A 24304-nucleotide genomic window follows, 5' to 3' on the forward strand; every position below is an offset into this window, starting at 1 on the left:
TGGACTAGGGGACGGGGATCGGAGCGGTGGAGGAGGATCCGTCGTCACTCGCACCGCGCCGCACATCCACCACGATGATCGTGACGTTGTCGCGCCCGCCGTTCTCCAGCGCGGCCGAGAGCATCGCGTCGACCGCGGCGTCCGGCGTCGCGTTGAGCCCGAGGAAGTGCTGGATCCCGTAGTCGGTGAGCTCCTTGGTGAGCCCGTCGGAGCAGATCACGAACCGGTCGCCGTCCCGCACGCTGAACTCGCGGTAGTCGGGCGGCAGCGCCTCGCTGACGCCCACGGCACGGGTGATCACGTTGCTGTAGGGATGTCCCTCGGCTTCCTCGGGGCTGAGCCGGCCGGCCGTGATCAGCTCCTGGACGACGGAGTGGTCCGTCGTGACCTGGTCGAGCGCGCCGTCGCGCAGCAGATACACCCGGGAGTCGCCGATGTTCAGCGACACCCAGCGGGCGTCGTCGTCGACGAGTGTGAAGAACACGCCCGTCAGGGTCGTCCCGGTGCCCTCGTCCGTGGTGTCGGGATGCGCAGTGATGTCCTGCACCGCGGCGACCAGAGCCGTCTCGATCGTCTGCGTCGTGATCTCGCCCGCGGCGACGGCCTCCTCGAGGCGGGCGATCGTGCGCTGGCTCGCGATCTCGCCGCCCGCATGGCCGCCCATGCCGTCCGCGACGACGAACAGGGGGAACTCCGCGAGGAGCGAGTCCTGATTGTTCTCCCGGCGCCGACCGGTGTCGGTCGCACCCGCCCAGGACAGCACGACCGTGTCGCCCGACGCCAGTGCGACCTCGCGCGCGTGTGCCGTGGAACCCTGGCTCATCGCGGTCCTCCCCATCCTCGGGCGATCGGAACGACCGCTGAAATCTCACACATCGTATTGGATTCCTGCGTCGACACGCGCCTCAGACCGCCGGATCCGCCGGGAGCGGGAACAGCGCATCGATCGCGGCGACGTCCGCCGCGGTCGGCGTCCATGCTGCGCCGGCGCGTGCGTTCGCCTCGATCTGCTCGGCGGACGTGGCCCCGGCGATCACGGAAGCCACGCCGGGCTGCGCGAGCAGCCAGCCGAACGTCGCCTCGAGCATGCTGATGCCGCGCTCTTCGCAGAACTCGCGATAAGCATCCAGCGCATCCCAGGGGGCGTCCTCCCAGAGGTACGCCCTGGTGCGCATGATGCGGCTCTGGGCGGGTCCGCCGTCCCGCGTGAACTTGCCCGTGAGCAGGCCGTTGTGCAGCGGGAAGAACGGGAAGAACCCGAGACCGAACCGGTTGACGGCCGGCAGCACCTCGCGCTCCGCCGCACGCGACAGCAGCGAGTACTGGTTCTGGGAAGAGATGAAATGGGCGCTGCGCTCCGCGCGCAACTCCGCCTCGGCGATCTGCCAGCCGCTGAAGTTGGAGTGGCCGAAGTAGCGGATCTTGCCCTCGCGGACGAGATCGTCCAGGGCGTCGAGCGTCTCCTCGATCGGGGTGAGCGGATCCGGCCAATGCAGCTGGTAGAGATCGATCCAGTCCGTGCGCAGCCGTCGCAGCGACTCCTCGACGGCCTTGCGGATGTAACGGCGCGAGCCGAACCCGGCCGGGAAGTCGTAGCCCATGTCCGCAGACGGGTAGCCGAACTTCGTGGCCAGCACCACGCGGTCCCGCCGACCGTCGAGGGCCTCCCCCATCAGCGTCTCGCTGAGGCCGGGATCCTTGCCGTACATGTCCGCGGTGTCGAGGAACGTCACGCCATGATCGATCGCCGCATCCAGCACCTGAACGGTGCCCTGCAGCGTCTCGGTGGCCGTCCCTGCGCGCCCGAAGTTGTTGCATCCGAGTCCCACGGCGGAGACCAGGAGCCCGGACGATCCGACACGACGTTCAGCGCTCATACTTCCAAACTACAGGCCGCTCCGGGGTGCGGACGCCGGGCATGCAGGAAGCCCCGGTCGAAAGACCGGGGCTTCCTGGCGTTATCACGCCGGGGGCTGCTCGCCGTTGTCCGGAGCGGCGTCCGGCGCGGCGGCCGGCGGTGCGGGCGGAGCCGGCGGCGCAGGCGGAGCCGGCGGCGTCACCGGGGCTTCGGGAGCGGCGGCGGGCGGAGCGGCCGGCGGCTGGAACGTCGGCTGCGGGGCCTGCGGTGCGGCCTGCGGGAATCCCTGCGGCGGCTGGCCGGGCTGGCCGGGCTGGCCGAACTGCGGAGCCTGGGGAGCCTGGGGAGCAGCCGGCGGGGCGTAACCCTGGGCAGCCGGCGGCTGGTATCCCTGCGGGGCGCCGTAGCCGGGAGCTGCTGCGGCCGACGGCTGCACCGGGATGCCCTGCCACACCGTGCGGTCGGCGAAGAAGCCGTTGCCGGCCCACGAGGCGGGAGCGATGTTCGGGTTCCAGCGGGACTTGTCGAAGGCGTTGATGCCGTACCAGACGATGCTCAGGAAGATGTAGAGCACCACCCAGCCCGCGCCCTTCTGCAGCTTGAGGCCGACACGCCACGCGGCGAGGACCCAGAGCACAGCCGTTGCCGCGATGAGCAGCCACCCGATGACCGGGATCCAGCCGAGCACGATCGAGGCGCCCATCGCGATGAGCACCAGCCAGGGGCTCAGATCACCGAGCTTGAGGAACACCATTCCGCTGTAGATCGGCACCCATGCGCGCCACCGGCCCTGCACCCCGGCCTTGTCGAAGATCTTCATGAGGAAGATGGAGGCCAGGACGTAGAAGCCGATCGCGAAGATCAGGTAGACCAGCGTGCCGATCAGGAGTGCGGCGATGCTCACTCCTGAGTCGTATCCGTAGTCGTTCATGTGTTCCTCCCGGGAACAGGTTGAGATGCCAAGGCATCGAGGAGCGCGCACCTGAGAATCAGCTGAGCGCTTCGACGCGAAACACCCTACCCTGTCCCGGTGCCGCACTCACGAACTATTTGCGGGCAGTCGGCTGATCCGTGACGAGTTCCAGGATCCCCGCATCCTCCGTGGTGCGGAGTTCGACGCCGACCCTGCCCGCCCAGTTCAGCAGCGTGCGTCGCGACCCGATCTTCGGCCGCTCGGTCGAGAGACGCCGCACCAGCTCGCCCTTGGCGTGCTTGTTGAAGTGGTTCAGCGCCTTGCCCTGCGCCGTCACCACGCGCACGTAAGCCGAGGGCAGCTCCGCCGGCACGGGCCCGAGGTCCGCATAGGCCTCGGAGCGCAGATCCAGCACGAAGTCCGGCGCAGCCGCCGAGAACGCGGCGGACACGGCATCGGCCCACAACCGCCGCAGAGCGGGCAGCCCCGGCACCGACGCGCCGGCGCCGAGACGGTACGACGGGATCGGATCCAGCGCGCCGACCGGTCCGTAGGGTGCGCTGTGCACGAGCACATGCGCCCCCAGCCAGCGCCGCGCGTAGCCGTCGAGCGTCGCCGCGTCCAGCGCGTCGTAGAGCACGCCGATGTAGCGGTCCACGGTCGGCATCACCGCGGCGGTCCGCAGCCCGGCGTTGTCGCGCAGAGCCTCGGCGAGCTGCTTGTCGCTGAGCTTGAGCACCCGGCGTGTCGCTTCCGCGTCCGCGGCCAGCGCGACGAGCGCGTCGATCACCTGCTCGCGTTGGGGCGCGAGATCCGACAGCGCCCATCCCGTGGGATCCACCGGTGCGCGTGTGCCTCCGGGACGCTTGGTCTCGCTCGGCGGCAGCAGGATCATCATGCGCAGGACTCCTCAAGCGGATGGAGACGCGCAAGCGCCGGACCCCGAGGGGATCCGGCGCTTGCGTGAATGGTTCGATCAGGCGACGAGCGCCGCGTTGCCCGCGACGATCGTGAGGGAGTTGCCCTCCATCGAGACGAAGCCGTCCCGAGCGCTGGCGAGCACCTTGGTGCCGTCCAGCTGGGTGATGCGGACCTGACCCTCGGCGAGGATGGCCAGCACGGGCTCGTGCCCCGCCATGAAGCCCAGCTCGCCCTCGACGGTCTTCGCGACGACGAGGCTGGCCTCACCGGTCCAGACCTCCGCATCGGCGGAGACGAGGCTGACGTGCAGCGCCATGATCAGGCGTTCTCCTTCTGGATCCGAGCCCAGTTCTCCTCGACGTCCGAGAGCCCGCCGACGTTGAAGAAGGCCTGCTCGGCGACATGATCCATGTCTCCGCGGCAGATCGCGTCGAACGACTCGATGGTCTCCTTGAGCGGAACCGTGGAGCCCTCGACACCGGTGAACTTCTTCGCCATGTAGGTGTTCTGGGACAGGAACTGCTGGATGCGGCGCGCACGGGCGACGACGATCTTGTCCTCTTCGGAGAGCTCGTCGACACCGAGGATCGCGATGATCTCCTGGAGCTCCTTGTTCTTCTGGAGGATCTGCTTGACCGTGGTGGCCACGCGGTAGTGGTCCTCGCCCAGGTAGCGGGGGTCCATGATCCGCGAGGTCGAGGTCAGCGGGTCGATCGCCGGGTACAGACCCTTCGACGCGATCTCACGCGAGAGCTCGGTCGTCGCGTCGAGGTGCGCGAACGTCGTGGCCGGGGCCGGGTCGGTGTAGTCGTCGGCCGGCACGTAGATCGCCTGCAGCGAGGTGATCGAGTGGCCACGGGTCGAGGTGATGCGCTCCTGGAGCACACCCATCTCGTCCGCGAGGTTCGGCTGGTAACCCACGGCGGACGGCATGCGGCCGAGCAGCGTGGAGACCTCGGAACCGGCCTGCGTGAAGCGGAAGATGTTGTCGATGAAGAGCAGCACGTCCTGCTTCTGCACATCGCGGAAGTACTCCGCCATGGTCAGGGCCGACAGGGCGACGCGCAGACGCGTTCCCGGCGGCTCGTCCATCTGGCCGAAGACGAGGGCGGTCTTGTCGAAGACGCCCGCCTCCTCCATCTCGGCGATGAGGTCGTTGCCCTCACGGGTGCGCTCGCCGACACCGGCGAACACCGACACACCACCGTGGTCCTGCGCGACGCGCTGGATCATCTCCTGGATGAGGACGGTCTTGCCGACGCCCGCGCCGCCGAACAGGCCGATCTTTCCACCCTGCACGTACGGGGTGAGGAGGTCGATCGACTTGATGCCGGTCTCGAACATCGTGGTCTTCGACTCGAGCTGGTCGAAGTTCGGGGCCTTGCGGTGGATCGGCCAGCGCTCGGTGATCTCGATCTGCTCGCCGGGCTCGGCGTTCAGGACCTCGCCGATCACGTTGAAGACCTTGCCCTTGGTGACGTCGCCGACGGGGACCGAGATGGCCTCACCGGTGTCGCGCACTTCCTGACCGCGGACCATGCCGTCGGTGGGCTTGAGCGAGATCGCGCGGACGAGGTCGTCCCCGAGGTGCTGCGCGACCTCGAGCGTGATCTCGGTCGACTCCTCGCCGATGGTGATCGTCGTCTTGAGTGCGTTGTAGATGTCGGGGATCGAGTCGTGCGGGAACTCGATGTCGACGACCGGGCCGGTGACGCGAGCAACGCGGCCGACGACCGTCGTAGCGGTGGCAGTCATATTTCGTCTCTCTCCTGAGGGTCTTACTTGCTCGACGCCAGCGCGTCGGCGCCGCCGACGATCTCGGCGATCTGCTGCGTGATCTCCGCCTGGCGCGCGTTGTTGCGCAGGCGGGTGTAGTCGGTGATGAGCTTGTCGGCGTTGTCGCTGGCCGACTTCATCGCCTTCTGCGTCGCGGCCTGCTTGGCGGCGGACGACTGCAGGAGGGCGTTGAAGACGCGGCTCTGGATGTATACCGGCAGGATCGCGTCGAGCACCGTCGCCGCATCCGGCTCGAACTCGTACAGCGGGTAGACGGCGCCCGAGGTGTCGGCCTCGTCCGCCTCCGCGATCTCCAGCGGAAGCAGGCGCACCGTCTCGGGCGACTGCGTCATCATGCTGACGAAGCGGTTGTACACGAGGTGGATCTCGTCCACGCCGCCCTGCTCGCCACCGCGCTCGAACGCCTCCAGCAGCGCGGCGGAGATGGCCTCCGCCGTGTGGAAGGAGGGCGTGTCGGTGTCACCGGTCCACTCCGCGGCGGCCTCGAGGCGCCGGAACTGGAAGTAGCCGACGGCCTTGCGGCCGACGAGGTAGAACACCGGCTCGCGCCCTTCCGAGCGCAGGAGCTCTGCGAGCTCCATGGCCTCGCGCAGGATCTGCGAGTTGAACGCGCCGGCCAGTCCCCGGTCGCTCGAGAAGACCACGACGGCGGAGCGGCGGATCGTCTCGGGCTCACGGGTGAGCGGGTGGTCGACGTTGGAGTGCGTCGCGACGGCGGACACGGCCCTCGTCACGGCCCGCGCGAAGGGCGAGGACGCGTTGACGCGCGCCATCGCCTTCTGGATGCGCGAAGCCGCGATGAGTTCCATCGCCTTCGTGATCTTCTTGGTCGTCTGAGCAGAAGAGATCTTCTGCTTGTAGACCCTGAGTTGTGCGCCCATAGCTCTGAGAATCCCCCGCGATTACGCGCGGCGGCCCTTGACGATCTTCTCCTGGTTCACGTCGTCGACGTCCGCGGCGCTGTGCTCCTCGTGGCCGGGAGCGCTGATGCCGTGGCCCTTGCCGCCCTGGAACTCGAGGAGGAAGGCGTCGGTGGCCTTCTCCAGCTCCGCGACCGTGTCGTCATCGAGGACGTTCGTCTCGCGGAGGGTGTCGAGCACCTTGGTGTTGCGACGCAGGTGATCCAGCAGCTCGCGCTCGAAGCGCAGCACGTCCTCGACCTCGAGCGTGTCGAGCTTGCCCTTGGTTCCGGCCCAGATCGAGACGACCTGCTCCTCGACCGGGTAGGGCGAGTACTGCGGCTGCTTGAGCAGCTCGGTCAGACGCGCACCGCGAGCCAGCTGACGGCGCGAGGCCTGGTCCAGGTCGGATGCGAACATCGCGAAGGCCTCGAGCGAGCGGTACTGCGCGAGCTCGAGCTTCAGCGTTCCGGAGACCTTCTTGATCGACTTGACCTGGGCGTCACCACCGACGCGGGACACCGAGATGCCCACGTCGACAGCCGGACGCTGGTTCGCGTTGAACAGGTCGGACTGCAGGAAGATCTGGCCGTCGGTGATCGAGATCACGTTGGTCGGGATGTACGCCGAGACGTCGTTGGCCTTGGTCTCGATGATGGGCAGGCCCGTCATCGAACCGGCGCCGAGCTCGTCGGACAGCTTCGCGCAGCGCTCCAGCAGACGGGAGTGCAGGTAGAAGACGTCGCCCGGGTAGGCCTCGCGGCCCGGCGGACGGCGCAGCAGCAGCGACACGGCGCGGTACGCCTCGGCCTGCTTCGACAGGTCGTCGAAGATGATCAGGACGTGCTTGCCGCCGTACATCCAGTGCTGGCCGATGGCCGAACCGGTGTAGGGCGCGAGGTACTTGAAGCCGGCCGGGTCGGACGCCGGGGCGGCGACGATGGTCGTGTACTCCAGGGCGCCGGCCTCTTCCAGCGCGCCCTTCACGGAGGCGATGGTCGAGCCCTTCTGGCCGATCGCGACGTAGATGCAGCGGACCTGCTTGTTGACGTCGCCCGACTCCCAGTTGGCCTTCTGGTTGATGATCGTGTCGATCGCGATCGCGGTCTTACCGGTCTGGCGGTCGCCGATGATCAGCTGGCGCTGGCCGCGGCCGACCGGGATCATCGCGTCGATGGCCTTGATGCCGGTCTGCATCGGCTCGTGCACGCTCTTGCGCTGCATGACGCCGGGCGCCTGCAGCTCCAGGGCGCGGATGCCCTCCGAGGCGATCTCACCGAGACCGTCGATCGGGTTGCCGAGCGGGTCGACCACGCGGCCGAGGTAGCCGTCGCCGACCGGGACGGAGAGCACCTCACCGGTGCGGGTGACCTCCTGGCCGGCCTCGACACCGGAGAACTCGCCGAGGACGACGACACCGATCTCGTGCTCGTCCAGGTTCAGCGCGAGTCCCTTGGTGCCGTCGGCGAAGGTCACGAGCTCGTTCGCCATGACGCCGGGCAGGCCCTCGACGTGCGCGATGCCATCCGCTGCGTCGATGACGGTGCCGACCTCGGTCGCCACGCCGCCCGTGGGCTCGTACGCGGCGACGAAGTCCTTCAGCGCGTCACGGATGACGTCGGGGCTGATCGAAAGTTCTGCCATTGTCTTCCCTTTGTGTATGGGTGCGCGGCTTCCCGCGCGAAGTCGTGTTTCAGCCCGCGAGCTTGTGCCGGAGATCGGCGAGGCGGGCGGAGATGCTGCCGTCGATGACGACGTCCGCGACCTGCACGCGCAGGCCTCCGACGACGGAGGAGTCGAGCACCTCGTTCAGCGCGATCTGGCGGCCGTAGCGACCGGCCAGCACTGCGCGGAGGCGGTCGCGCTGCGGAGCGCTCAGCGGGGTGGCGGTGTGCACGGTCGCGACGATCCGGTCGCGCTGCGTGGACACGATGCGCATCGCCCTGCTCAGCAGCCGGCGCACGCGACGGCCGCGCTGCTGGCGCACCAGCGAGGTGAGGATCAGCGACGTGGCCGGGTGCAGGCTCGCACCGACCAGCTTCTGCACGAGCGCGGCCTTGCCCTCGCCGCCGCCCAGGCGGCTGCCCAGGGCGAGTTCGAGGTCGGCATTGTCGGCCACCAGGCGCGAGACCGAGAACAGCTCGCCCTCGATGTCGGCATCGGGTGCGGCGATCGCCGCGGCACGCACGGCCAGCTCTTCCACGCCGTCGACCAGGTCGGCGGCGGAGGACCAGCGCTGCGAGACCGCGACGGTCAGCACCTGCTGCGCAGGCGCCGACGCGCCGGCGAAGACGCGCGACACGAGTGCCGCGCGCGCCTCGACCGGAGCGGACGGATCGGCGAGCGCGCCGCTCAGCGCGGAGGTCTCACCGATCAGGCGCGTGGCGGAGAACAGGTCTCCGGCGACGTCGAGGGTGATCCCCTGCGCGGCGGTCAGAGCACTGCTCGACGCCTCGAGGGCCTGAGCGGTCGCGCTGCCCATTACTTCGCCGCCTCGGAGGCTTCGAGGTCCGCCAGGAAGCGGTCCACGACAGCCGTCGCGCGTGCGTCGTCGGAGAGAGTCTCGCCCACCACGCCACCGGCGAGGTCGAGGGCGAGGCCGCCCACCTCGTTGCGGAGCGAGACGAACGCGGTCTGGCGCTCTGCCTCGATCTGCGCGTGTGCGGCTGCGGTCGTCCGTGCGGCCTCGGCGACAGCGGTCTCCTTGGCCTCGGCGACGATCTTCTTGCCGTCCTCACGGGCGGTCTCGCGGATCGTGCCGGCCTCGGTGCGGGCCTCGGCGAGCTGGCGGGTGTACTCCTCCAGCGCGGCCTCGGCCTGCTTCTGAGCCTCGTCAGCCTTCGCGATGTTGCCCTCGATGGCGGCGGAGCGCTCGTCGAGCATCTTCGTGAAGCGGGGAAGGGCGACCTTCCACACCACGAAGAGGATGAGCAGGAAGAACACGGCCGACCAGACGAGGTCATAGACCTCGGGCAGGATCGGGTTCTTCGGAGTCTCACCCTCAGCCGCGAGGCGCGTGACAAGAGCGTTCAGCATCCTGTCTCCTTCGGGATTCGAGTGCGGATTACGGGAAGGGGATGAAGCCGACGGCGATGCCGACGAACGCGAGCGCCTCGGTGAAGGCGATACCGATCCACATCAGAACCTGCAGGCGACCGGCCAGCTCGGGCTGACGGGCGACACCCTCGATCGTCTTTCCGACGACGATGCCCACGCCGATGGCCGGGCCGATGGCGGCGAGGCCGTAGCCGATTGCCGCGAGGTTGCCGTTGACTGCTGCGAGAACCGTAGTAGCGTCCACGGGTTTTTCCTTTCGTTGTGGGCGGCAGGTTCGCCGCCCGCAGGGGTTGTCAGTGCTCTTCTGCGACCGCGAGCTGGATGTAGACCGCGGTGAGGACGGTGAAGACGTAGGCCTGGAGGACGGCGACCAGGATCTCGAAGACCGTGAAGGCGCCGCCGAAGGCGAGAGTTCCCACGCCGAGCGCGGCCCAGCCGCCACCCGCCGTGAAGAAGAAGAACCAGGTCGCCGAGAAGCAGAGGACCAGGAGCATGTGGCCGACGATCATGTTCATCAGCAGTCGCAGCATCAGAGTGACGGGACGCAGGATGAACGTCGACACGAGCTCGATGATCGCGACGATGGGGAGCGCGAAGCCGGGAACGCCCTGCGGGAACAGCGAGTTCTTGAAGAAGCGCCAGCCGTTGCGGCGGATTCCCGCGTAGATGAAGGTCACGTAGCTGACCACCGCCAGCGTGAGCGGCACGGCGGCCACGCTGGATCCCGCGATGTTCAGGAACGGGATGATGCCGGTGATGTTGAAGAACAGCACCATGAAGAAGATCGTGGTGAGGATCGGCAGGAACCGGTCGCCGTCCTTGCGGCCGAGCAGGTCATGCGCCACATTGGTCCGGACGAAGCCGAGACCCATCTCGACCACGCTCTGGAAGCGACCGGGAATGATCTTCATGCGGCGGGTGCCGAGCACGAGGATCAGGATGATCGCGAGAGTCGAGATGGCCTGCACCAGCGTGATACGGTGCACGGTCAGACCGAAGATGTTGAACAGTTCGCCGGGGAAGAACTCGTCGATCGACGGACCGTGGAACCCGCCGTTGTCGGCCAGTCGAGGGATCATGGTCGCAGCAAGATTAAACAGCGCGGGCTCCAACTTCGGGGCACCGGGGGCTACCGGGGCGTCGGTCGATGTGCTTCACAGCGCAGCGCTCGCGTAACGAGCGGGCTCGGGTTCCAGCCTATCAGACCCGTGAGTTGCCTGAATCCCCGTCCGGAGCCTGCTGGGAGGCGGTTCCAGACCCCGGGGCGACGTCTTCGGGAGCGACGGTCGGCAAGGACGCGTCGCTGACCACGGGCAGACGCATCTTCAGGAACACGACGGCGTCGATCGCGAGCGAGACCACCACCCCCGCCAGCAACGCCCAGAAGAAGATGATCGGCTCCAGCCAGGGTTGCCCGCGCAGCACGAGGATGAGCACGAAGAACAGCCCGAGCTTGAGGAACCAGCCGCCCATCACGATCGCGAAGAACAGCTGCACGTACAGCTCCTGCCCGAACCAGCGGTTCGCGATGAGGATGCTGGCGGCGGTGATCGCGCCGAAGAGCACGGCGATGAGCGCGCCGATCAGGCCGCTCCACACTCCGGGGGCGCCCTTGAGCACTCCCCCGATGACCCCGGCGACGACCCCGAGCACGACGGCGGCGGCACCGGACGCGATGAATGCGGTGCGCAGGATCGGCGTGCTGGTCACGGGGTTCGATCCGGAGGAGGGCTGGTGGCTCGCGGAGCTCATTTCGATTCCTTCTGGGTGGCGCGCGGGCGCGACGGGATGAGGGTGACGACGAGGCAGGCCGCGGCCCCGACGATGCCGAAGACCACGCCGGCCGCATACTCGCCGTACCAGCCCTCGCGGGAGCCGATGTACATCAGCAGCACGGCGATCGAGATGATCGCGGTCCAGGCGTAGAAGATGAGGACGGCGTCGCGTCCGCGGTGCCCCAGGTCCAGCATGCGGTGGTGCAGGTGCTTGCGATCAGGGGAGAACGGCGACTTGCCCGCGCCCATGCGGCGCAGCACCGCGAGGCCGAAGTCGAGCAGCGGCAGCAGCACGACCACGACGGGCAGCAGGATCGGAATGAACGCGCCGAGCAGCTGGGAGCGCCCGATCTGCGCGTTCGTGAGCACGGCGGGGTTCAGCTGACCGGTGATGGCGACGGCGCTCGTGGCCATCAGCAGCCCGATCACGAGGGCTCCGGAGTCGCCCATGAACAGCTTCGCGGGGCTCCAGTTCATCGGCAGGAAGCCGATGCACGCCCCGATCAGCACGGCCGCGATGAACGGGGCGAGGCTGAAGTAGCTGGACTGGCCGATGTCGCGGGCGATGATGTACGAGTACGCGAAGAACACGCCGTTCGCGATGAGGCAGACGCCGGCGACGAGCCCGTCGAGGCCGTCGATGAAGTTCACCGCGTTCATGACGATGACGATCGCGAGCATCGTGATCACGATGCTCAGCCAGTTGGATCCGATCACGGGCTCCGCGAGAGGCAGCGAGGCGATCTGCAGGCCGCCGACGATCGTGACCAGACCGGCCGCCAAGAACTGCGCGCCGAGTTTGATCATCCAGTCCAGATCCCACAGGTCATCGATCACGCCGACGATCGCGATGAGCAGGACCGCGCCGAGCACCGACCACATCGTCTGCGGCTGCGCCCAGATGATGTGGAAGAACGGGCTCGCCGCGCTCGCGGCGAAGGCGGCGAGGATGCCGAGCAGCATCGCCACTCCCCCGAGCCGCGGCGTCGGCGTGGTGTGCACGTCGCGCTCGCGGATGCCGGGGTACAGCTTGAACCGCAGGCTCAGCTGCCACACGGCCCACGAGCACGCCAGGGTCACGGCGGCCGTGAGGATCACGGTGAACAGGTACTGCTTCACGTCGTCGCTCTCCTCCGCCCTGGGTCAGGGCTGCTCGTCGAGCAGATCCCCGAGCACGCGGGCGAGCTCGTCACGGGAGATCGCGCCCTCGCGGAGCACGCGCACCTTGGCGTCCTCACCCCCGGGACGGACCAGAGAGGTGGCGTCGATGATCGTGGAGGCGACGCCGCGGGTCGAGGGTCCGGCGTCCAGGTAGACCTCAATGCTCTCGCCGAGCATGCTCCTCGCCGCCTCGAGCTCGACGGCGGCGGGCTCGCCGGTGAGGTTCGCGCTGGAGACCGCGAGAGGGCCGGTCTCCTCGAGCAGGGCGAGCGCGACGCGGTGGTCGGGCATGCGCACCGCGACGGTGCCGTGGGTCTCGCCGAGATCCCAGACCAGGGAGGGCTGCGAGGGCAGCACGATCGTGAGGCCCCCGGGCCAGAACTCGTCGACCAGGCGCTGCACGGGCTCCGGCACGGTCTCCACGAGGGCGGCGAGGGTGGCGGTGCTGCCGACCAGGACGGGGGGCGGCTGCTGGCGCCCTCGCCCCTTCGCGTCGAGCAGGCGCTGCACGGCGGTGGGGCTGAAGGCGTCGGCGCCCACGCCGTAGACGGTGTCGGTGGGGAGCACGACCAGCTCACCGCGGCCGATGGCCAGACGGGCCTGGCGCATACCGGTGAGGATCTGATCCGCGTCGCGGCTATCGAAGACTGAGGACATGACCGGCCCAGTCTACGGGGCGCGGCGCGGTACGCCCTGAGCGGGGCACGCGAATCACCGCAGTCCGATCCCGGACCGGCGCCCTGCCGCGGCGGATCCGGCTACGGGCGGAGGGCGGTGGTGGCGCGGTCCCGGTGGGTGAGATCCTGGTGCGTCGCGGCGGCACGCCAGCCGTCCTGCGCCAGGAGCTCCCTGATCGCGGCGCCCTGCACCTCCGCGTGCTCGAGCACGAGCGTGCCGCCGGGGTGCAGCAGCGCCCACGCGCGACGGCTGATCGCACGCACCACGTCGAGCCCGTCCCGGCCGCCGTACAGCGCGAGCGCCGGGTCGTGCAGACGCACCTCCGGGTCGCGCGGGATGGCGTCGTCCGGCACATACGGCGGATTGGAGATGACCACGTCCACGGTCCCGTCGAGGTCCGCGAGTGCGTCAGCGAGGTCGCCGAGGACGAGGGACAGGTTCTCCTGCCCCGCCGTGTTCCGCACCGCCCAGGCGTGCGCCTCGGGCGAGAGCTCGACCGCGTGCACCTGCGCGTGCGGCACCTCGGTCGCCAGCGCGAGCGCGATCGCCCCTGACCCCGTGCAGAGGTCGACGCCGATCGGCGCGGGCGAGGCTGCGGCCAGGAGCGCGTCGATCGCGAACTGCGCGACGATCTCGGTCTCGGGCCGCGGCACGAACACGCCCGGGCCCACGGCGAGCTCGAGGTGGCGGAAGGGGGCGGTGCCGGTGAGATGCTGCAACGGCTCCCTGGCGGCCCGGCGGGCGACGAGTCCGGCCAGCGCCGTCTCGTCCTCCTCGGTCAGCACGTCACCGCGGATCGTCGCGGCCTGCACACCGCCGCGGCCGAGTCCCAGCACGTGGCCGATGAGGAGTTCTGCGTCGACGGCGGGATCCGGAACACCGGCGTCGCCGAGGGTCGTCGCGGCATGGCGGAGGGCATCGGCAAGGGGCACGGACATAGACCTCCAGCGTAATGCGGGCGTCACATTCACCGGGCGCACACACCCTCGCCTTAGGCTGTGCTCGATCGGGTCCTCCTCCGAAGCGGGACGGGGCCGTCGCATCCGCGAAGAAGTGCGCCCATCGAAAGGTCAGTCATGGCAGGCATCCACTCCGACATCACCAGCACGTTCGGCAACACCCCGCTCGTCAAGCTGAACCACGTCACCGAGGGCCTCGACGCCACGGTGCTGGTCAAGCTCGAGTCCTTCAACCCGGCCTCGAGCGTCAAGGACCGCATCGGCATCGCGATCGTCGACGCCGCGGAGGCGTCCGGCGAGCTCGAGCCCGGCGGCACGATCGTCGAGGCCACCAGCGGCAATACCGGCATCGCTCTCGCGATGGTCGGCGCGGCGCGCGGCTACCGCGTGATCCTGACGATGCCCGCATCGATGTCGAAGGAGCGCCGCGTACTGCTGAAGGCGTTCGGCGCGGAGCTCGTGCTGACCGACCCCGCGCTGGGCATGAAGGGCGCGATCGAGAAGCTGCAGGAGATCATCGCGGAGACTCCCGGTGCCGTCTGGGCCCGCCAGTTCGAGAACGCCGCGAACCCGCAGATCCACCGCGAGACCACGGCGCAGGAGATCCTGCGCGACACCGACGGCAACGTCGACGTCTTCGTCGCCGGGATCGGCACCGGCGGCACCATCACGGGCACCGGGCAGGCCCTCAAGGCCGCCAACCCCGAAGTCAAGGTCATCGCGGTCGAGCCGACCGACTCCCCGCTGCTCAGCCAGGGGCACCCCGGACCCGCGAAGATCCAGGGCATCGGCCCGAACTTCGTCCCCGCGATCCTGGACCGCGAGGTCATCGACGAGATCATCACCGCGGGCTTCGAGGAGTCCCTCTCCACTGCCCGCGACCTCGCCGCGAAGGAGGGCCTGCTGGTCGGCATCTCCGCCGGCGCCGCCGTCGCCCAGGCGCTGAAGGTGGCCGCGCGCCCCGAGAGCGCCGGCAAGACCATCGTCGTGATCGCGCCGGACACCGGCGAGCGCTACCTGTCCACCGCCCTGTTCGAGGACCTGCGCGAGGACTGATGCCGCACTCTGGCATGTCGTGGGCCGGGCGGATGCGCGAGGACATCGCATCCGCCCGGCTGCGCGACCCCGCCGCGCGCGGCGGACTCGAGATCGCACTGCTCTACCCCGGCCTGCACGCCATCTGGGCGCATCGGCTGAACCACGCCCTCTGGGCGCGCGGCTGGCGCTTCCCCGCCCGCATGGGCTCGCAGGTCGCGCGCTGGCTCACGGGCGTCGAAATCCACCCCGGCGCCACGATCGGGCGCCGCTTCTTCATCGATCACGGCATGGGCGTCGTGATCGGGGAGACCGCGGAGATCGGCGACGATGTGATGCTCTACCACGGCGTCACGCTCGGCGGGCGCACCCGCGATGCGGGCAAGCGCCACCCGACTCTGGAGGACGGCGTCGTGGTCGGCGCCGGCGCGAAGATCCTCGGCCCCGTCGTGATCGGAGCGCGCTCCGCGGTCGGCGCGAACGCCGTGGTCACGAAGGACGCGCCCGCAGATTCCGTGCTGACCGGGGTCCCCGCCAGGGCCAGGCCCCGTGTCGAGGGCGAGAGCACGGCGAGGATCCTGTCGGTCCCGGACTACTCGATCTGAGCGGCGATCAGCGCTTCTTGGCCGCGGCCTTGAGCGCAGCCGCCTCGCGCACCTCGCGCTTGATCAGCAGCAGAGGCAGCACGACGGTGCACAGCGCGGTGATGACCCAGACGACGACGGGTCCGAGGATCCAGCCCAGCGGATCGGTGATCCGCAGGCCGCCGATCGGCAGCAGGATGACGATGAGCAGCGCCGCGAAGGTGGAGATGATGCCGATCCCGCCCAGCAGAGCCGGCGCATAGCGGGTGGCCATGGACGCGATCCACGGTGCCAGCAGACTCTGCAGCACGGTGAAGATCAGCACGCACAGCACGAAGCCCCACCACTTGCTCCACTCGATCGTGAAGCCCGTCAGCAGCAGATCGGCCACGATCAGGCCGAGCGCCGACGACGCCAGGAAGATCAGGGTGCGCATGAAGAAGAGGCCCATAGCCGGAGCATAGCGCGGGACGGGTGCGCACCTGGCGCGCGCCGCGTACTGTCGGGATCATGCGCTGGGTGCTCCACGTGGACCTCGACCAGTTCATCGCGGCCGTCGAAGTGCTGCGCCGGCCCGAACTGGCCGGCCTCCCCGTCATCGTGGGCGGGCGCGGCGATCCCACCGAGCGCGCCGTGGTGTCGACCGCCTCCTACGAGGCCCGCGCGTTCGGCGTGGGGTCGGGGATGCCGTTGCGGATCGCCGCCCGCAAGGTGCCGGACGCGGTGATCCTGCCCGTGGACGCCCCGGCGTATCTGGCCGCCTCCGCCGAGGTCATGTCGGTGCTGCGCGCGCAGCCCGGCGCCGTGGTGCAGGTGCTGGGATGGGACGAGGCCTTCGTGGGCGTCGACACGGACGATCCGGAGGCCTACGCCCGACGCCTGCAGCAGGCTGTCCTGGACCGCACCCGGCTGCACTGCAGCGTAGGGATCGGCGACACCCTCGTACGCGCGAAGATCGCGACCGGGTTCGGCAAGCCGCAGGGCGTGTTCCGTCTCACCGCCGAGAACTGGGACGAGGTGATGGGCGCGCGAGCGGTGATCGAACTGTGGGGCGTCGGCACAAAGGTCTCGAAGCGGCTCCTCACCCTCGGCATCCGCACGGTCGCAGAGCTCGCCGTGGCGCCGGAACCCGGGCTCACCGCCGAGTTCGGCCCGCGGATGGGTCTCTGGTACCAGGAGCTCGGCCGCGGCGGCGGATCGGCCGTCGTCGACGACACGCCGTGGGTCCCGCGCGGGCACAGCCGAGAGACCACCTACCAGACCGACCTCGCCGACCGTGCGGAGATCGAGCGGGCCGCGCTGACGCTGCTCGCGCAGGTCCTGGACGACGTGAGGGAGGACGGACGACCCGTCGTCGGTCTCGGACTGAAGGTGCGCTACGCGCCGTTCACGACGAAGACGTTCACGAAGCGCATCCCGGAGACCGCGGACCGCGACGTGGTCCTCGCGAAGGCGAAGGAGCTCATCGCCCGGATCGCCCCGGACCGCGCGGTGCGCCTGCTGGGGATGCGCGCGGAGATGGCACTGCCGGAGGATGCGCGCGACGGTCGTACGCCCACCCGCGGAGCATGGTGACGCGCGGTCCGTGACCGCGCGTCGCGTTCAGCCCTCGGTGCCGAGGGCGGCGAGCTGGGCTTCCTCGTCCGCGTGGATCGCGGACTCGATGATCGGCTCGAGGGCCCCGTCCATCACCTGGTCGAGGTTGTAGGCCTTGAACCCGGTGCGGTGATCCGCGATCCGGTTCTCCGGGAAGTTGTAGGTGCGGATCCGCTCGGAGCGGTCCATCCCGCGGATCTGCGAGCGGCGGGCGTCGGAGGCCGCGGCATCGAGCTCCTCCTGCTGCTTCGCGAGCAGCCGGGCGCGCAGCACGCGCATGGCCGCTTCGCGGTTCTGCAGCTGCGACTTCTCGTTCTGCATCGAGACGACGATGCCGGTCGGCACGTGCGTGATGCGGACCGCCGAGTCGGTCGTGTTCACAGACTGCCCTCCGGGGCCGGAGGAGCGGAACACGTCGATCTTGAGGTCGTTCTGGTTGATCGCGACCTCGTCGGGCTCATCCACCTCGGGGAACACCAGCACGCCCGTCGTGGACGTGTGGATGCGCCCCTGCGACTCCGTCGCCGGAACGCGCTGCACCCTGTGCACGCCGCCCTCGTACTTGAGGTGCGCCCAGACGCCCTGGGAGGGGTCGGTCGAGGATCCCTTGATCGCGACCTGCACGTCCTTGTAACCGCCGAGGTCGGACTCGGTGCGCTCCAGGAGCTCGGTCTTCCACCCCTTCGAGGCGGCGTACTGCACGTACATGCGCAGCAGATCGGCGGCGAAGAGGGCGGATTCGGCTCCGCCCTCCCCCGCCTTGATCTCCATGATCACGTCGCGCGCGTCATCCGGATCCCGAGGGATCAGCAGGCGCCGGAGCTTCTCCTGGGCGCCCTGCAGTCCCTCCTCCATGCCGGGGATCTCCGCCGCGATGGACTCGTCCTCGCGGGCGAACTCCCGTGCGGTCTGGAGGTCCTCGCCCGCGGCGATCCAGTCGTCATGCGCCTTCACGATGCGGCTGAGCTCGGCGTAGCGGCGGTTGACCCGCTTCGCCCGCGCGGCATCGGCGTGCACCTCGGGGTCGGAGAGCTCCCTCTCCACCCTGCGGTGCTCGTCGCGCAGCGACTCGACCTGCTCGAACATGACGACCGGATCCCTGGTTCAGGCGGCGCGGATCAGCGGATGCTGTTCTCGGACGCGTGGCTGTGGCCGGTGCCGGAGGCCGGCTTGCCCAGCTGCGCGTTCTGCATCTGCAGCAGGAACTCGACGTTCGACTCGGTCTCCTTGAGCTTGCCGAGGACGACCTCGAGGGCCTGCTGCGGGTCGAGCCCGGCGAGGGCGCGGCGCAGCTTCCACGTGATCTTGACCTCGTCGGGGCTCAGCAGCATCTCCTCGCGGCGGGTCGAGGACGCGTTGACGTCCACGGCCGGGAAGATCCGCTTGTCGGCCAGCGCACGGCTGAGACGCAGCTCGCTGTTGCCGGTACCCTTGAACTCCTCGAAGATGACCTCGTCCATCTTGGATCCGGTCTCCACCAGCGCGGTCGCGAGGATCGTGAGCGATCCGCCGTTCTCGATGTTGCGCGCAGCGCCGAAGAAGCGCTTCGGCGGGTAGAGCGCCGAAGCGTCCACGCCACCCGTGAGCACGCGGCCGGAGGCCGGAGCCGCGATGTTGTACGCGCGGCCGAGGCGGGTGATCGAGTCGAGCAGAACGACCACGTCGCGGCCCAGCTCGACGAGGCGCTTGGCGCGCTCGATCGCGAGCTCGGCGACCGTCGTGTGATCCTCCGCGGGGCGGTCGAAGGTCGAGGCGATGACCTCGCCCTTGACCGTGCGCTGCATGTCGGTGACCTCTTCGGGGCGCTCGTCGACGAGCACGACCATGAGGTGCACCTCGGGGTTGTTCTGCGCGATCGCGTTGGCGATCTGCTGCAGCACGATCGTCTTGCCCGCCTTCGGGGGCGCGACGATGAGTCCGCGCTGGCCCTTGCCGATCGGGGCGACGAGGTCGATGATGCGCTGCGTGAGCTTCTCCGGCGCCGTCTCCAGGCGCAGGCGCTCCTGCGGATAGAGCGGGGTCAGCGCGGAGAACTCGACGCGGTTCGCGGCGTCGTCCGTGCTCAGGCCGTTGATCGAGTCGACCTTGACCAGCGCGTTGTACTTCTGGCGCCCCTGCTGCTCGCCCTCGCGAGGCTGCTTGATCGCGCCGACGACGGCGTCGCCCTTGCGCAGGTTGTACTTCTTGACCTGGCCGAGCGAGACGTACACGTCGCTGGGGCCGGACAGGTAGCCGCTGGTGCGCACGAAGGCGTAGTTGTCCAGCACGTCGAGGATGCCGGCGATCGGGATGAGGACGTCGTCCTCGCCGATCTCGGTCTCGAACTCGTCGATGTTCTGGTTCGTGCCGGTGCGGCGCTTGTTGCGCTGACGTCCGCGGGCGCTGCCGCCGTCTTCGTCGGCCTCCTGGGCGCCGCCACGGCCGCCCTGGTTGCCCTGGTTGCTGTTCTGGTTGCCCTGGTTGCCCTGGTTGCCGTTCTGGCTGCCCTGACCACCGCTGCCCTGGCCGTCCTGACCGCCGTTGCGGTTGCGGCTGCGGCTGCGGGACCGGCTGCGGCTGCGGCCGCTCGTCTCGTCGCCGCCCTCGGCGGAGTTGTCCGCCGGCTGCGCGTCGGCGGACGCCGACTCGGCGGGCGCCTCCTTCGCTGCAGGCTCGGACGCGGCCTCGGCCGGAGCATCCGCCGCGGCCTCCGCCGGAGCGTCCTCGGTCTTCTTGGCCCGGCTGCGGCGCGGAGCCTTCGCCTTCGGAGCAGCCTCGGCCGGAGCCTCGGCCACGGGCGCCTCCGCGACGGGACCCGCCTCGGCCGGGGCCTCGGCGGGCGCGTCCTCGGTCTTCTTCGCCCGGCTGCGGCGCGGAGCCTTCGCCTTCGGAGCAGCCTCGGCCGGAGCCTCGGCAGCGGGTGCGGCCTCGGCGGCGGGCGCAGCCTCAGCGGCTTCGGCGGCCTTCGCCGCAGCCGTCGCCGTGTTCGCGCGGCGCGGGGCGCGCTTGCGCGGTGCCTTGGGTGCGTCCTCGGCGGACGCCTGATCGGCCGGAGCCGAAGTTTCGATCTGGGTCTCGGAGATAGTCTCCACGAGTACTCCTCTTGTAAGTCGTGGGTATTTCGGCGCGCACACGGCAGATGCCGAGGCGCGACCGCACGATCATGCCGAGAACAGGCTGTCCCCTGCATGCCACCCGGGGAACACGCTGACATAGAGCTCGGTGACCGGCTCGTCCTGCGGTTTCGGGTGCTGTGCGGCTGACGCGGGAAGTGCGTCGCGGGTCGGGATCACGATTGTGACGAAGAACCCTCCGCTCGATCCCTCACTGTACCACCTCGCACATCGACGGCGACCATCTGCGGGATCCACGGAGTGTCCGTGACGGCGTCGGCGATCCGCACCGCGTCGAGGCGGCTGCCCGGCCCGTCGCACAGCACCAGCACACTGGGTCCGGCGCCGGAGACGACCGCCGCGAATCCCTCGGCGCGCAGGGCGCGCACGAGGCGGTTCGTCTCCGGCATCGCGGGCGCGCGGTAGTCCTGGTGCAGCCGGTCATCGGTGGCGTCCAGCAGCACGTCGGGGCTCTGGGTGAGCGCGGCGATGAGCAGTGCGGAGCGGGAGACGTTGAACACCGCGTCCTCGCTCGGCACCTGCTCCGGCTGCAGGCTCCGCGCTGCCTTGGTCGACATCGTGTAGCCGGGGACGAGCACGAGCGGCGAGACGCCGCGGTGCACGAGCAGCTTCTTGTGCTGCGGACCACGCGCGGCCGTCCAGGCGATCGTCAGACCACCGAACAGTGCGGGTGCGACGTTGTCGGGGTGTCCCTCGAGCTCCGTCGCGAGGCGCAGCAGTGCGGCGTCGTCGAGTTCGACGATCCCCGCCAGAAGACCCTGCGCGGCCAGCACGCCGGCGGCGACCGCGGCGCCGGAGGAGCCGAGACCTCGCCCGTGCGGAACGCCGTTGCGCGCCACGAGCCGGATCCCCGGCATCGCGACATCCACGTCGGCGAAGACGTGCGCGATCGAGCGGATGACGAGATTGGATCCGTCACGGGCGATCTCGTCCGCGCCGGATCCGGAGACCTCGACCTCGAGCAGGCCGGGCTCGAGAGCCGTGACCTCGAGCTCGTCGTACATGCTGAGCGCGAGGCCCAGGGTGTCGAACCCTGGACCGAGGTTGGCGCTCGTGGCGGGGACGCGCACCTCGACGGTGCGCCCCGGCATCGGCCCGATGGTGGCGCTCACGTCACTCCCCCTCGACGCGCAGCACCGACAGCACGCGGGTGACGGCGTCGCTGTCGGCGAGGCGGGCGACGGTGTCGCTGAGCGCCTGCTCGGTGGCGCGGTGGGTGCCGATCACGATGCGGGCGGTGCTGCTCTCCTCGCCCCGTTCGATCGTCTGCAGCGCGGTCGCGATGGAGACGCCGTGATCGCTGAGGATCCCGGCCACGGTCGCGAGCACGCCGGTGACGTCCGCGACCTCGATCGTGATCTGGTAGCGCGTGGTGATGTGGCCGAACGGCGCCATCGGAAGGCTCTGCCTGGCGGACTCCCCCACGCCCACGCCCCCGGCGATGTGCCGGCGCGCGGCGGAGACGACGTCGCCGAGCACAGCCGACGCGGTCTGCACGCCGCCTGCACCTGCCCCGTAGAACATGAGCGGGCCTGCGGCCTCGGCCTCCACGAACACGGCGTTGTTGCCGCCGTGCACGCTCGCCATCGGGTGCTCGCGGTCGATCAGCGCCGGATACACGCGCACGGAGACGGCGTCTCCGCCGTCCTCGGACAGGCGCTCGCACACCGCGAGCAGCTTGATCACGTAGCCCGCCCTGCGGGCGTCGGCGATCATGTCGGCCGTGACGGACTCGATGCCCTGGCGGTGCACGTCGTCGAGCGAGACCTGCGTGTGGAACGCCAGGCTGGCCAGGATCGCGGCCTTCTGCGCCGCGTCGTATCCCTCGAGATCGAGCGACGGATCCGCCTCGAGGTAGCCGAGCTCGGTGGCGATCCGCTGCGCCTCCTGGGCGCTCAGGCCCTGACGGTCCATGGAGTCGAGGATGTAGTTCGTGCTGCCGTTGACGATGCCGAAGATCCGCTTGATCCGATCGCCGGCGAGGGAGTCGCGCAGCGGGCGGATGATCGGGATCGCCGCGGCGACGGCAGCCTCGTACGACACGGAGGCGCCGACCTGATCCGCGGCCTCGAAGATCTCCGCACCGTGCGTGGCGAGCAGCGCCTTGTTGCCGGTGACGACGTCGGCCCCGCTGCGCAGCGCCTGCAGCACGTAGCCGCGGGCCGGCTCGATCCCGCCCATGAGCTCGATCACGATGTCCGCGCTCTGGATCAGCGCCTCCGCGTCGGTCGTGAGCAGCTCGCGCGGCAGCTCGGCGTCGCGCGGCGCATCGATGTCGCGGACCAGGATCCCCGCGAGCTCGAGCCGGGCGCCGCTGCGCTCGGCGAGGTCGCTCTGGTGCTCGAGGAGCAGGCGCGCGACTTGGGATCCCACGGATCCCGCCCCGAGCAGGGCGACGCGGAGGGTGCGGCGGAGGCCGTCGATTTCCGTCATGCTTCTCCTTCTCCGGCGCGAACGCCGGTGGCTTCCTTCGTCCGGCGGGCGGCGATGCCGGCGTCGCGGGAGAGGAGGTCGTCGAGGGTCTCCCCCCGCACGATCACCCGCGCCTGACCGTCGCGCACGGCGACGACCGCGGAGCGCGGGGTGTGGTTGTAGTTGCTGGACAGCGCGTGACAGTACGCGCCGGTCGCCGGCACCGCGAGCAGGTCGCCCGGGGTGACGTCGGAGGGGAGGTACTCGTGATCGACGACGACGTCCCCCGATTCGCAGTGCGAGCCCACGACGCGCGCGAGCACCGGTGCGCCCGTGCCCTCGCGGGAGGCGATGCGTGCGGAGTACTGGGCGCCGTACAGCGCGGGCCGCGCGTTGTCGCTCATGCCCCCGTCGACGCTCACGTAGAGGCGCTCTCCGCGCTCGCCGAGCGACACCTCCTTGGTGGTGCCGACCTCGTACAGGGTGACGCCGGCCTGTCCGACGACCGCGCGGCCCGGCTCGAACGCCAGCGTGGGGATGGGGATCCCGCGCACCTCGCACTCGCGCGCGACGGCCTCGACGATCGCCGTGGCGAGCTCCTCGATCGGGGTCGGGTCGTCGGCCGCGGTGTACGCGATGCCGAAGCCGCCGCCGAGGTTGAGCAGGGGCAGCTCCCCGCCCTCGCGCAGCTCCGCGTGCAGATCGACGACGCGCGAGGCGGACTCGGCGAAGCCGGCGGATCCGAAGATCTGGGATCCGATGTGGCAGTGCAGGCCGCGCAGCTTCAGGCTCGGGATCTCGCGGATCCGCTCGACGAGCGCGGGCGCCGCCTCGAGCGAGGTGCCGAACTTCTGGTCCTCGTGCGCGGTGGCGAGGAAGTCGTGGGTCTCCGCGTGCACGCCGCTGTTCACCCGGAGCAGCACGCGCTGGACGTATCCGTCGGATCCCGTGCCGTTGCTCGCGGCGCTGCGGCGCTCGGCGATCGCGCCGAGGCGCTCGATCTCGATCGCCGAGTCGAGGATGATCGTGCCGACGCCGACCTCGACGGCCCGCTCCAGCTCGGAGACGCTCTTGTTGTTGCCGTGGAAGCCGATCCGGGACGGCTTGACGCCGGCGGCGAGGGCGATCTCGAGCTCTCCGCGGCTGCAGACGTCGACGCGCAGGCCCTCCTGGGTCACCCAGCGTGCGACCTCGGTGCTGAGGAACGCCTTGCCCGCGTAGTAGACGCGCGCCTTGACGCCGTGGGCGGCCGCCGCGGTGTCGAAGGCGGCCTTGATCCGTGCCGCGTGGGCTCGTACCTCGGCCTCATCGAGCACGTAGAGGGGGGTGCCGAAACGGGCCCGCAGCTCGGCGACGCCGACGCCGCCGAGCTCGAGCTCTCCGTCGGCGTCGCGCCGCGCAGACGCGGGCCACACCCCCGGGGCGAGATCGTTCGGATCGGCCGGTTCCTTCAGCCATTCCGGGGCGAGCGCGTCGTCGGGCGATGCGGGAAGCACAGGGCACCAATCGTCGTGGGTGTCTCGGGTGTTCGAGCCCGGCCCAGAGC

Annotated in this window: 25 protein-coding genes; 3 read left to right on the forward strand and 22 right to left on the reverse strand. The window is 69.8% G+C overall.

The features are described 5' to 3' along the window. Positions 1-4: 4 nt before the first annotated feature. The 16 genes from RS86_RS19165 to prmC all read right to left on the reverse strand — a co-directional run bounded on the left by RS86_RS19165 (position 5) and on the right by prmC (position 13997). Positions 5-823 carry a PP2C family protein-serine/threonine phosphatase gene (locus tag RS86_RS19165; protein ID WP_045273862.1) on the reverse strand — a complete coding sequence of 273 codons (819 nt, stop codon included), beginning with the start codon at positions 821-823 and terminating at the stop codon, positions 5-7. Positions 824-905: 82 nt separating this feature from the next. Further along, entirely contained in the window at positions 906-1877 is a 972-nt protein-coding gene (locus RS86_RS19170; RefSeq protein ID WP_045273863.1) for an aldo/keto reductase, read from the reverse strand. Positions 1878-1961: 84 nt separating this feature from the next. After that, positions 1962-2789: a DUF5684 domain-containing protein gene (locus tag RS86_RS19175; RefSeq protein WP_200892846.1), complete on the reverse strand. Its 828-nt coding sequence runs from the start codon at positions 2787-2789 to the stop codon at positions 1962-1964. A gap of 115 nt (positions 2790-2904) precedes the next feature. Further along, the gene (locus tag RS86_RS19180; RefSeq protein WP_045273864.1) at positions 2905-3669 is read right to left on the reverse strand and encodes a YaaA family protein; all 765 of its coding nucleotides are present in this window, start codon (positions 3667-3669) and stop codon (positions 2905-2907) included. Between the two features lie 78 nt (positions 3670-3747). Further along, on the reverse strand, positions 3748-4008 hold the full coding sequence (locus RS86_RS19185; RefSeq protein WP_045273865.1) for a F0F1 ATP synthase subunit epsilon: 261 nt from the start codon (positions 4006-4008) through the stop codon (positions 3748-3750). Between the two features lie 2 nt (positions 4009-4010). Further along, entirely contained in the window at positions 4011-5447 is a 1437-nt protein-coding gene (gene atpD, locus RS86_RS19190) for a F0F1 ATP synthase subunit beta (protein WP_045273866.1), read from the reverse strand. Between the two features lie 23 nt (positions 5448-5470). After that, on the reverse strand, positions 5471-6370 hold the full coding sequence (locus RS86_RS19195; RefSeq protein ID WP_045273867.1) for a F0F1 ATP synthase subunit gamma: 900 nt from the start codon (positions 6368-6370) through the stop codon (positions 5471-5473). Between the two features lie 21 nt (positions 6371-6391). Further along, a complete protein-coding gene (gene atpA / locus RS86_RS19200) occupies positions 6392-8032 on the reverse strand; it encodes a F0F1 ATP synthase subunit alpha (RefSeq protein ID WP_045273868.1) in 1641 nt (546 codons plus the stop codon). A gap of 49 nt (positions 8033-8081) precedes the next feature. After that, positions 8082-8870, reverse strand: a complete 789-nt coding sequence (locus RS86_RS19205) for a F0F1 ATP synthase subunit delta (RefSeq protein ID WP_045273869.1) — start codon at positions 8868-8870, stop codon at positions 8082-8084. After that, positions 8870-9424 (reverse strand): F0F1 ATP synthase subunit B, encoded by a 555-nt coding sequence (locus RS86_RS19210; RefSeq protein WP_045273870.1) that lies wholly within the window; start codon positions 9422-9424, stop codon positions 8870-8872. Before RS86_RS19210 ends, RS86_RS19205 begins: the two co-directional genes overlap by 1 nt. Before the next feature lie 28 nt (positions 9425-9452). Then, positions 9453-9689: an ATP synthase F0 subunit C gene (gene atpE / locus RS86_RS19215; RefSeq protein ID WP_045251710.1), complete on the reverse strand. Its 237-nt coding sequence runs from the start codon at positions 9687-9689 to the stop codon at positions 9453-9455. Between the two features lie 49 nt (positions 9690-9738). Continuing rightward, positions 9739-10524, reverse strand: a complete 786-nt coding sequence (gene atpB / locus RS86_RS19220) for a F0F1 ATP synthase subunit A (protein WP_045273871.1) — start codon at positions 10522-10524, stop codon at positions 9739-9741. 121 nt (positions 10525-10645) lie between these two features. Next, entirely contained in the window at positions 10646-11197 is a 552-nt protein-coding gene (locus tag RS86_RS19225) for a hypothetical protein (protein ID WP_045273872.1), read from the reverse strand. Further along, the gene (locus tag RS86_RS19230) at positions 11194-12339 is read right to left on the reverse strand and encodes an MraY family glycosyltransferase (RefSeq protein WP_045273873.1); all 1146 of its coding nucleotides are present in this window, start codon (positions 12337-12339) and stop codon (positions 11194-11196) included. The genes RS86_RS19225 and RS86_RS19230 overlap by 4 nt, the downstream gene beginning before the upstream one ends. A gap of 24 nt (positions 12340-12363) precedes the next feature. Further along, on the reverse strand, positions 12364-13038 hold the full coding sequence (locus RS86_RS19235) for an L-threonylcarbamoyladenylate synthase (RefSeq protein WP_045273874.1): 675 nt from the start codon (positions 13036-13038) through the stop codon (positions 12364-12366). A 101-nt stretch (positions 13039-13139) separates the two neighbouring features. Beyond that, a complete protein-coding gene (gene prmC, locus RS86_RS19240) occupies positions 13140-13997 on the reverse strand; it encodes a peptide chain release factor N(5)-glutamine methyltransferase (RefSeq protein ID WP_045273875.1) in 858 nt (285 codons plus the stop codon). Positions 13998-14135: 138 nt separating this feature from the next. Here prmC and cysK point away from each other — a divergent pair, with 138 nt between their 5' ends. Both cysK and epsC read left to right on the forward strand, forming a co-directional pair. Next, positions 14136-15074 carry a cysteine synthase A gene (gene cysK, locus RS86_RS19245; protein WP_045273876.1) on the forward strand — a complete coding sequence of 313 codons (939 nt, stop codon included), beginning with the start codon at positions 14136-14138 and terminating at the stop codon, positions 15072-15074. Beyond that, on the forward strand, positions 15074-15658 hold the full coding sequence (gene epsC, locus RS86_RS19250) for a serine O-acetyltransferase EpsC (protein ID WP_052680391.1): 585 nt from the start codon (positions 15074-15076) through the stop codon (positions 15656-15658). Before cysK ends, epsC begins: the two co-directional genes overlap by 1 nt. Before the next feature lie 7 nt (positions 15659-15665). On the opposite strand, the gene RS86_RS19255 is transcribed toward epsC, so the two are convergent. After that, positions 15666-16088, reverse strand: a complete 423-nt coding sequence (locus RS86_RS19255) for a phage holin family protein (protein ID WP_045273878.1) — start codon at positions 16086-16088, stop codon at positions 15666-15668. Positions 16089-16147: 59 nt separating this feature from the next. Between RS86_RS19255 and RS86_RS19260 the strand changes: the two genes are divergently transcribed. Continuing rightward, positions 16148-17212 carry a DNA polymerase IV gene (locus RS86_RS19260; RefSeq protein ID WP_200892847.1) on the forward strand — a complete coding sequence of 355 codons (1065 nt, stop codon included), beginning with the start codon at positions 16148-16150 and terminating at the stop codon, positions 17210-17212. Between the two features lie 27 nt (positions 17213-17239). On the opposite strand, the gene prfA is transcribed toward RS86_RS19260, so the two are convergent. From prfA to lysA, 5 genes are all read right to left on the reverse strand, one after another. Further along, positions 17240-18319, reverse strand: a complete 1080-nt coding sequence (prfA, locus tag RS86_RS19265) for a peptide chain release factor 1 (RefSeq protein WP_045273879.1) — start codon at positions 18317-18319, stop codon at positions 17240-17242. Between the two features lie 32 nt (positions 18320-18351). Next, positions 18352-20304, reverse strand: a complete 1953-nt coding sequence (gene rho, locus RS86_RS19270; RefSeq protein WP_045273880.1) for a transcription termination factor Rho — start codon at positions 20302-20304, stop codon at positions 18352-18354. Positions 20305-20501: 197 nt separating this feature from the next. Further along, positions 20502-21437 (reverse strand): homoserine kinase, encoded by a 936-nt coding sequence (gene thrB / locus RS86_RS19275; protein WP_045273994.1) that lies wholly within the window; start codon positions 21435-21437, stop codon positions 20502-20504. A 22-nt stretch (positions 21438-21459) separates the two neighbouring features. Then, on the reverse strand, positions 21460-22779 hold the full coding sequence (locus tag RS86_RS19280; RefSeq protein ID WP_045273881.1) for a homoserine dehydrogenase: 1320 nt from the start codon (positions 22777-22779) through the stop codon (positions 21460-21462). Then, positions 22776-24254, reverse strand: a complete 1479-nt coding sequence (gene lysA / locus RS86_RS19285; RefSeq protein ID WP_045273882.1) for a diaminopimelate decarboxylase — start codon at positions 24252-24254, stop codon at positions 22776-22778. The genes RS86_RS19280 and lysA overlap by 4 nt, the downstream gene beginning before the upstream one ends. Between the last annotated feature and the right edge of the window lie 50 nt (positions 24255-24304).

The sequence above is a fragment of the Microbacterium azadirachtae genome, assembly GCF_000956505.1.
GTDB lineage: Bacteria > Actinomycetota > Actinomycetes > Actinomycetales > Microbacteriaceae > Microbacterium > Microbacterium azadirachtae_A.

Coding starts and splice junctions, on each gene's coding strand:
- RS86_RS19165 (WP_045273862.1), bottom strand. CDS start 823: ATGAGCCAGGGTTCCACGGCACACGCGCGCGAGGTCGCACTGGCGTCG.
- RS86_RS19170 (WP_045273863.1), bottom strand. CDS start 1,877: ATGAGCGCTGAACGTCGTGTCGGATCGTCCGGGCTCCTGGTCTCCGCC.
- RS86_RS19175 (WP_200892846.1), bottom strand. CDS start 2,789: ATGAACGACTACGGATACGACTCAGGAGTGAGCATCGCCGCACTCCTG.
- RS86_RS19180 (WP_045273864.1), bottom strand. CDS start 3,669: ATGATGATCCTGCTGCCGCCGAGCGAGACCAAGCGTCCCGGAGGCACA.
- RS86_RS19185 (WP_045273865.1), bottom strand. CDS start 4,008: ATGGCGCTGCACGTCAGCCTCGTCTCCGCCGATGCGGAGGTCTGGACC.
- atpD (WP_045273866.1), bottom strand. CDS start 5,447: ATGACTGCCACCGCTACGACGGTCGTCGGCCGCGTTGCTCGCGTCACC.
- RS86_RS19195 (WP_045273867.1), bottom strand. CDS start 6,370: ATGGGCGCACAACTCAGGGTCTACAAGCAGAAGATCTCTTCTGCTCAG.
- atpA (WP_045273868.1), bottom strand. CDS start 8,032: ATGGCAGAACTTTCGATCAGCCCCGACGTCATCCGTGACGCGCTGAAG.
- RS86_RS19205 (WP_045273869.1), bottom strand. CDS start 8,870: ATGGGCAGCGCGACCGCTCAGGCCCTCGAGGCGTCGAGCAGTGCTCTG.
- RS86_RS19210 (WP_045273870.1), bottom strand. CDS start 9,424: ATGCTGAACGCTCTTGTCACGCGCCTCGCGGCTGAGGGTGAGACTCCG.
- atpB (WP_045273871.1), bottom strand. CDS start 10,524: ATGATCCCTCGACTGGCCGACAACGGCGGGTTCCACGGTCCGTCGATC.
- RS86_RS19225 (WP_045273872.1), bottom strand. CDS start 11,197: ATGAGCTCCGCGAGCCACCAGCCCTCCTCCGGATCGAACCCCGTGACC.
- RS86_RS19235 (WP_045273874.1), bottom strand. CDS start 13,038: ATGTCCTCAGTCTTCGATAGCCGCGACGCGGATCAGATCCTCACCGGT.
- prmC (WP_045273875.1), bottom strand. CDS start 13,997: ATGTCCGTGCCCCTTGCCGATGCCCTCCGCCATGCCGCGACGACCCTC.
- cysK (WP_045273876.1), top strand. CDS start 14,136: ATGGCAGGCATCCACTCCGACATCACCAGCACGTTCGGCAACACCCCG.
- epsC (WP_052680391.1), top strand. CDS start 15,074: ATGCCGCACTCTGGCATGTCGTGGGCCGGGCGGATGCGCGAGGACATC.
- RS86_RS19255 (WP_045273878.1), bottom strand. CDS start 16,088: ATGGGCCTCTTCTTCATGCGCACCCTGATCTTCCTGGCGTCGTCGGCG.
- RS86_RS19260 (WP_200892847.1), top strand. CDS start 16,148: ATGCGCTGGGTGCTCCACGTGGACCTCGACCAGTTCATCGCGGCCGTC.
- prfA (WP_045273879.1), bottom strand. CDS start 18,319: ATGTTCGAGCAGGTCGAGTCGCTGCGCGACGAGCACCGCAGGGTGGAG.
- thrB (WP_045273994.1), bottom strand. CDS start 21,437: ATGCCGGGGCGCACCGTCGAGGTGCGCGTCCCCGCCACGAGCGCCAAC.
- RS86_RS19280 (WP_045273881.1), bottom strand. CDS start 22,779: ATGACGGAAATCGACGGCCTCCGCCGCACCCTCCGCGTCGCCCTGCTC.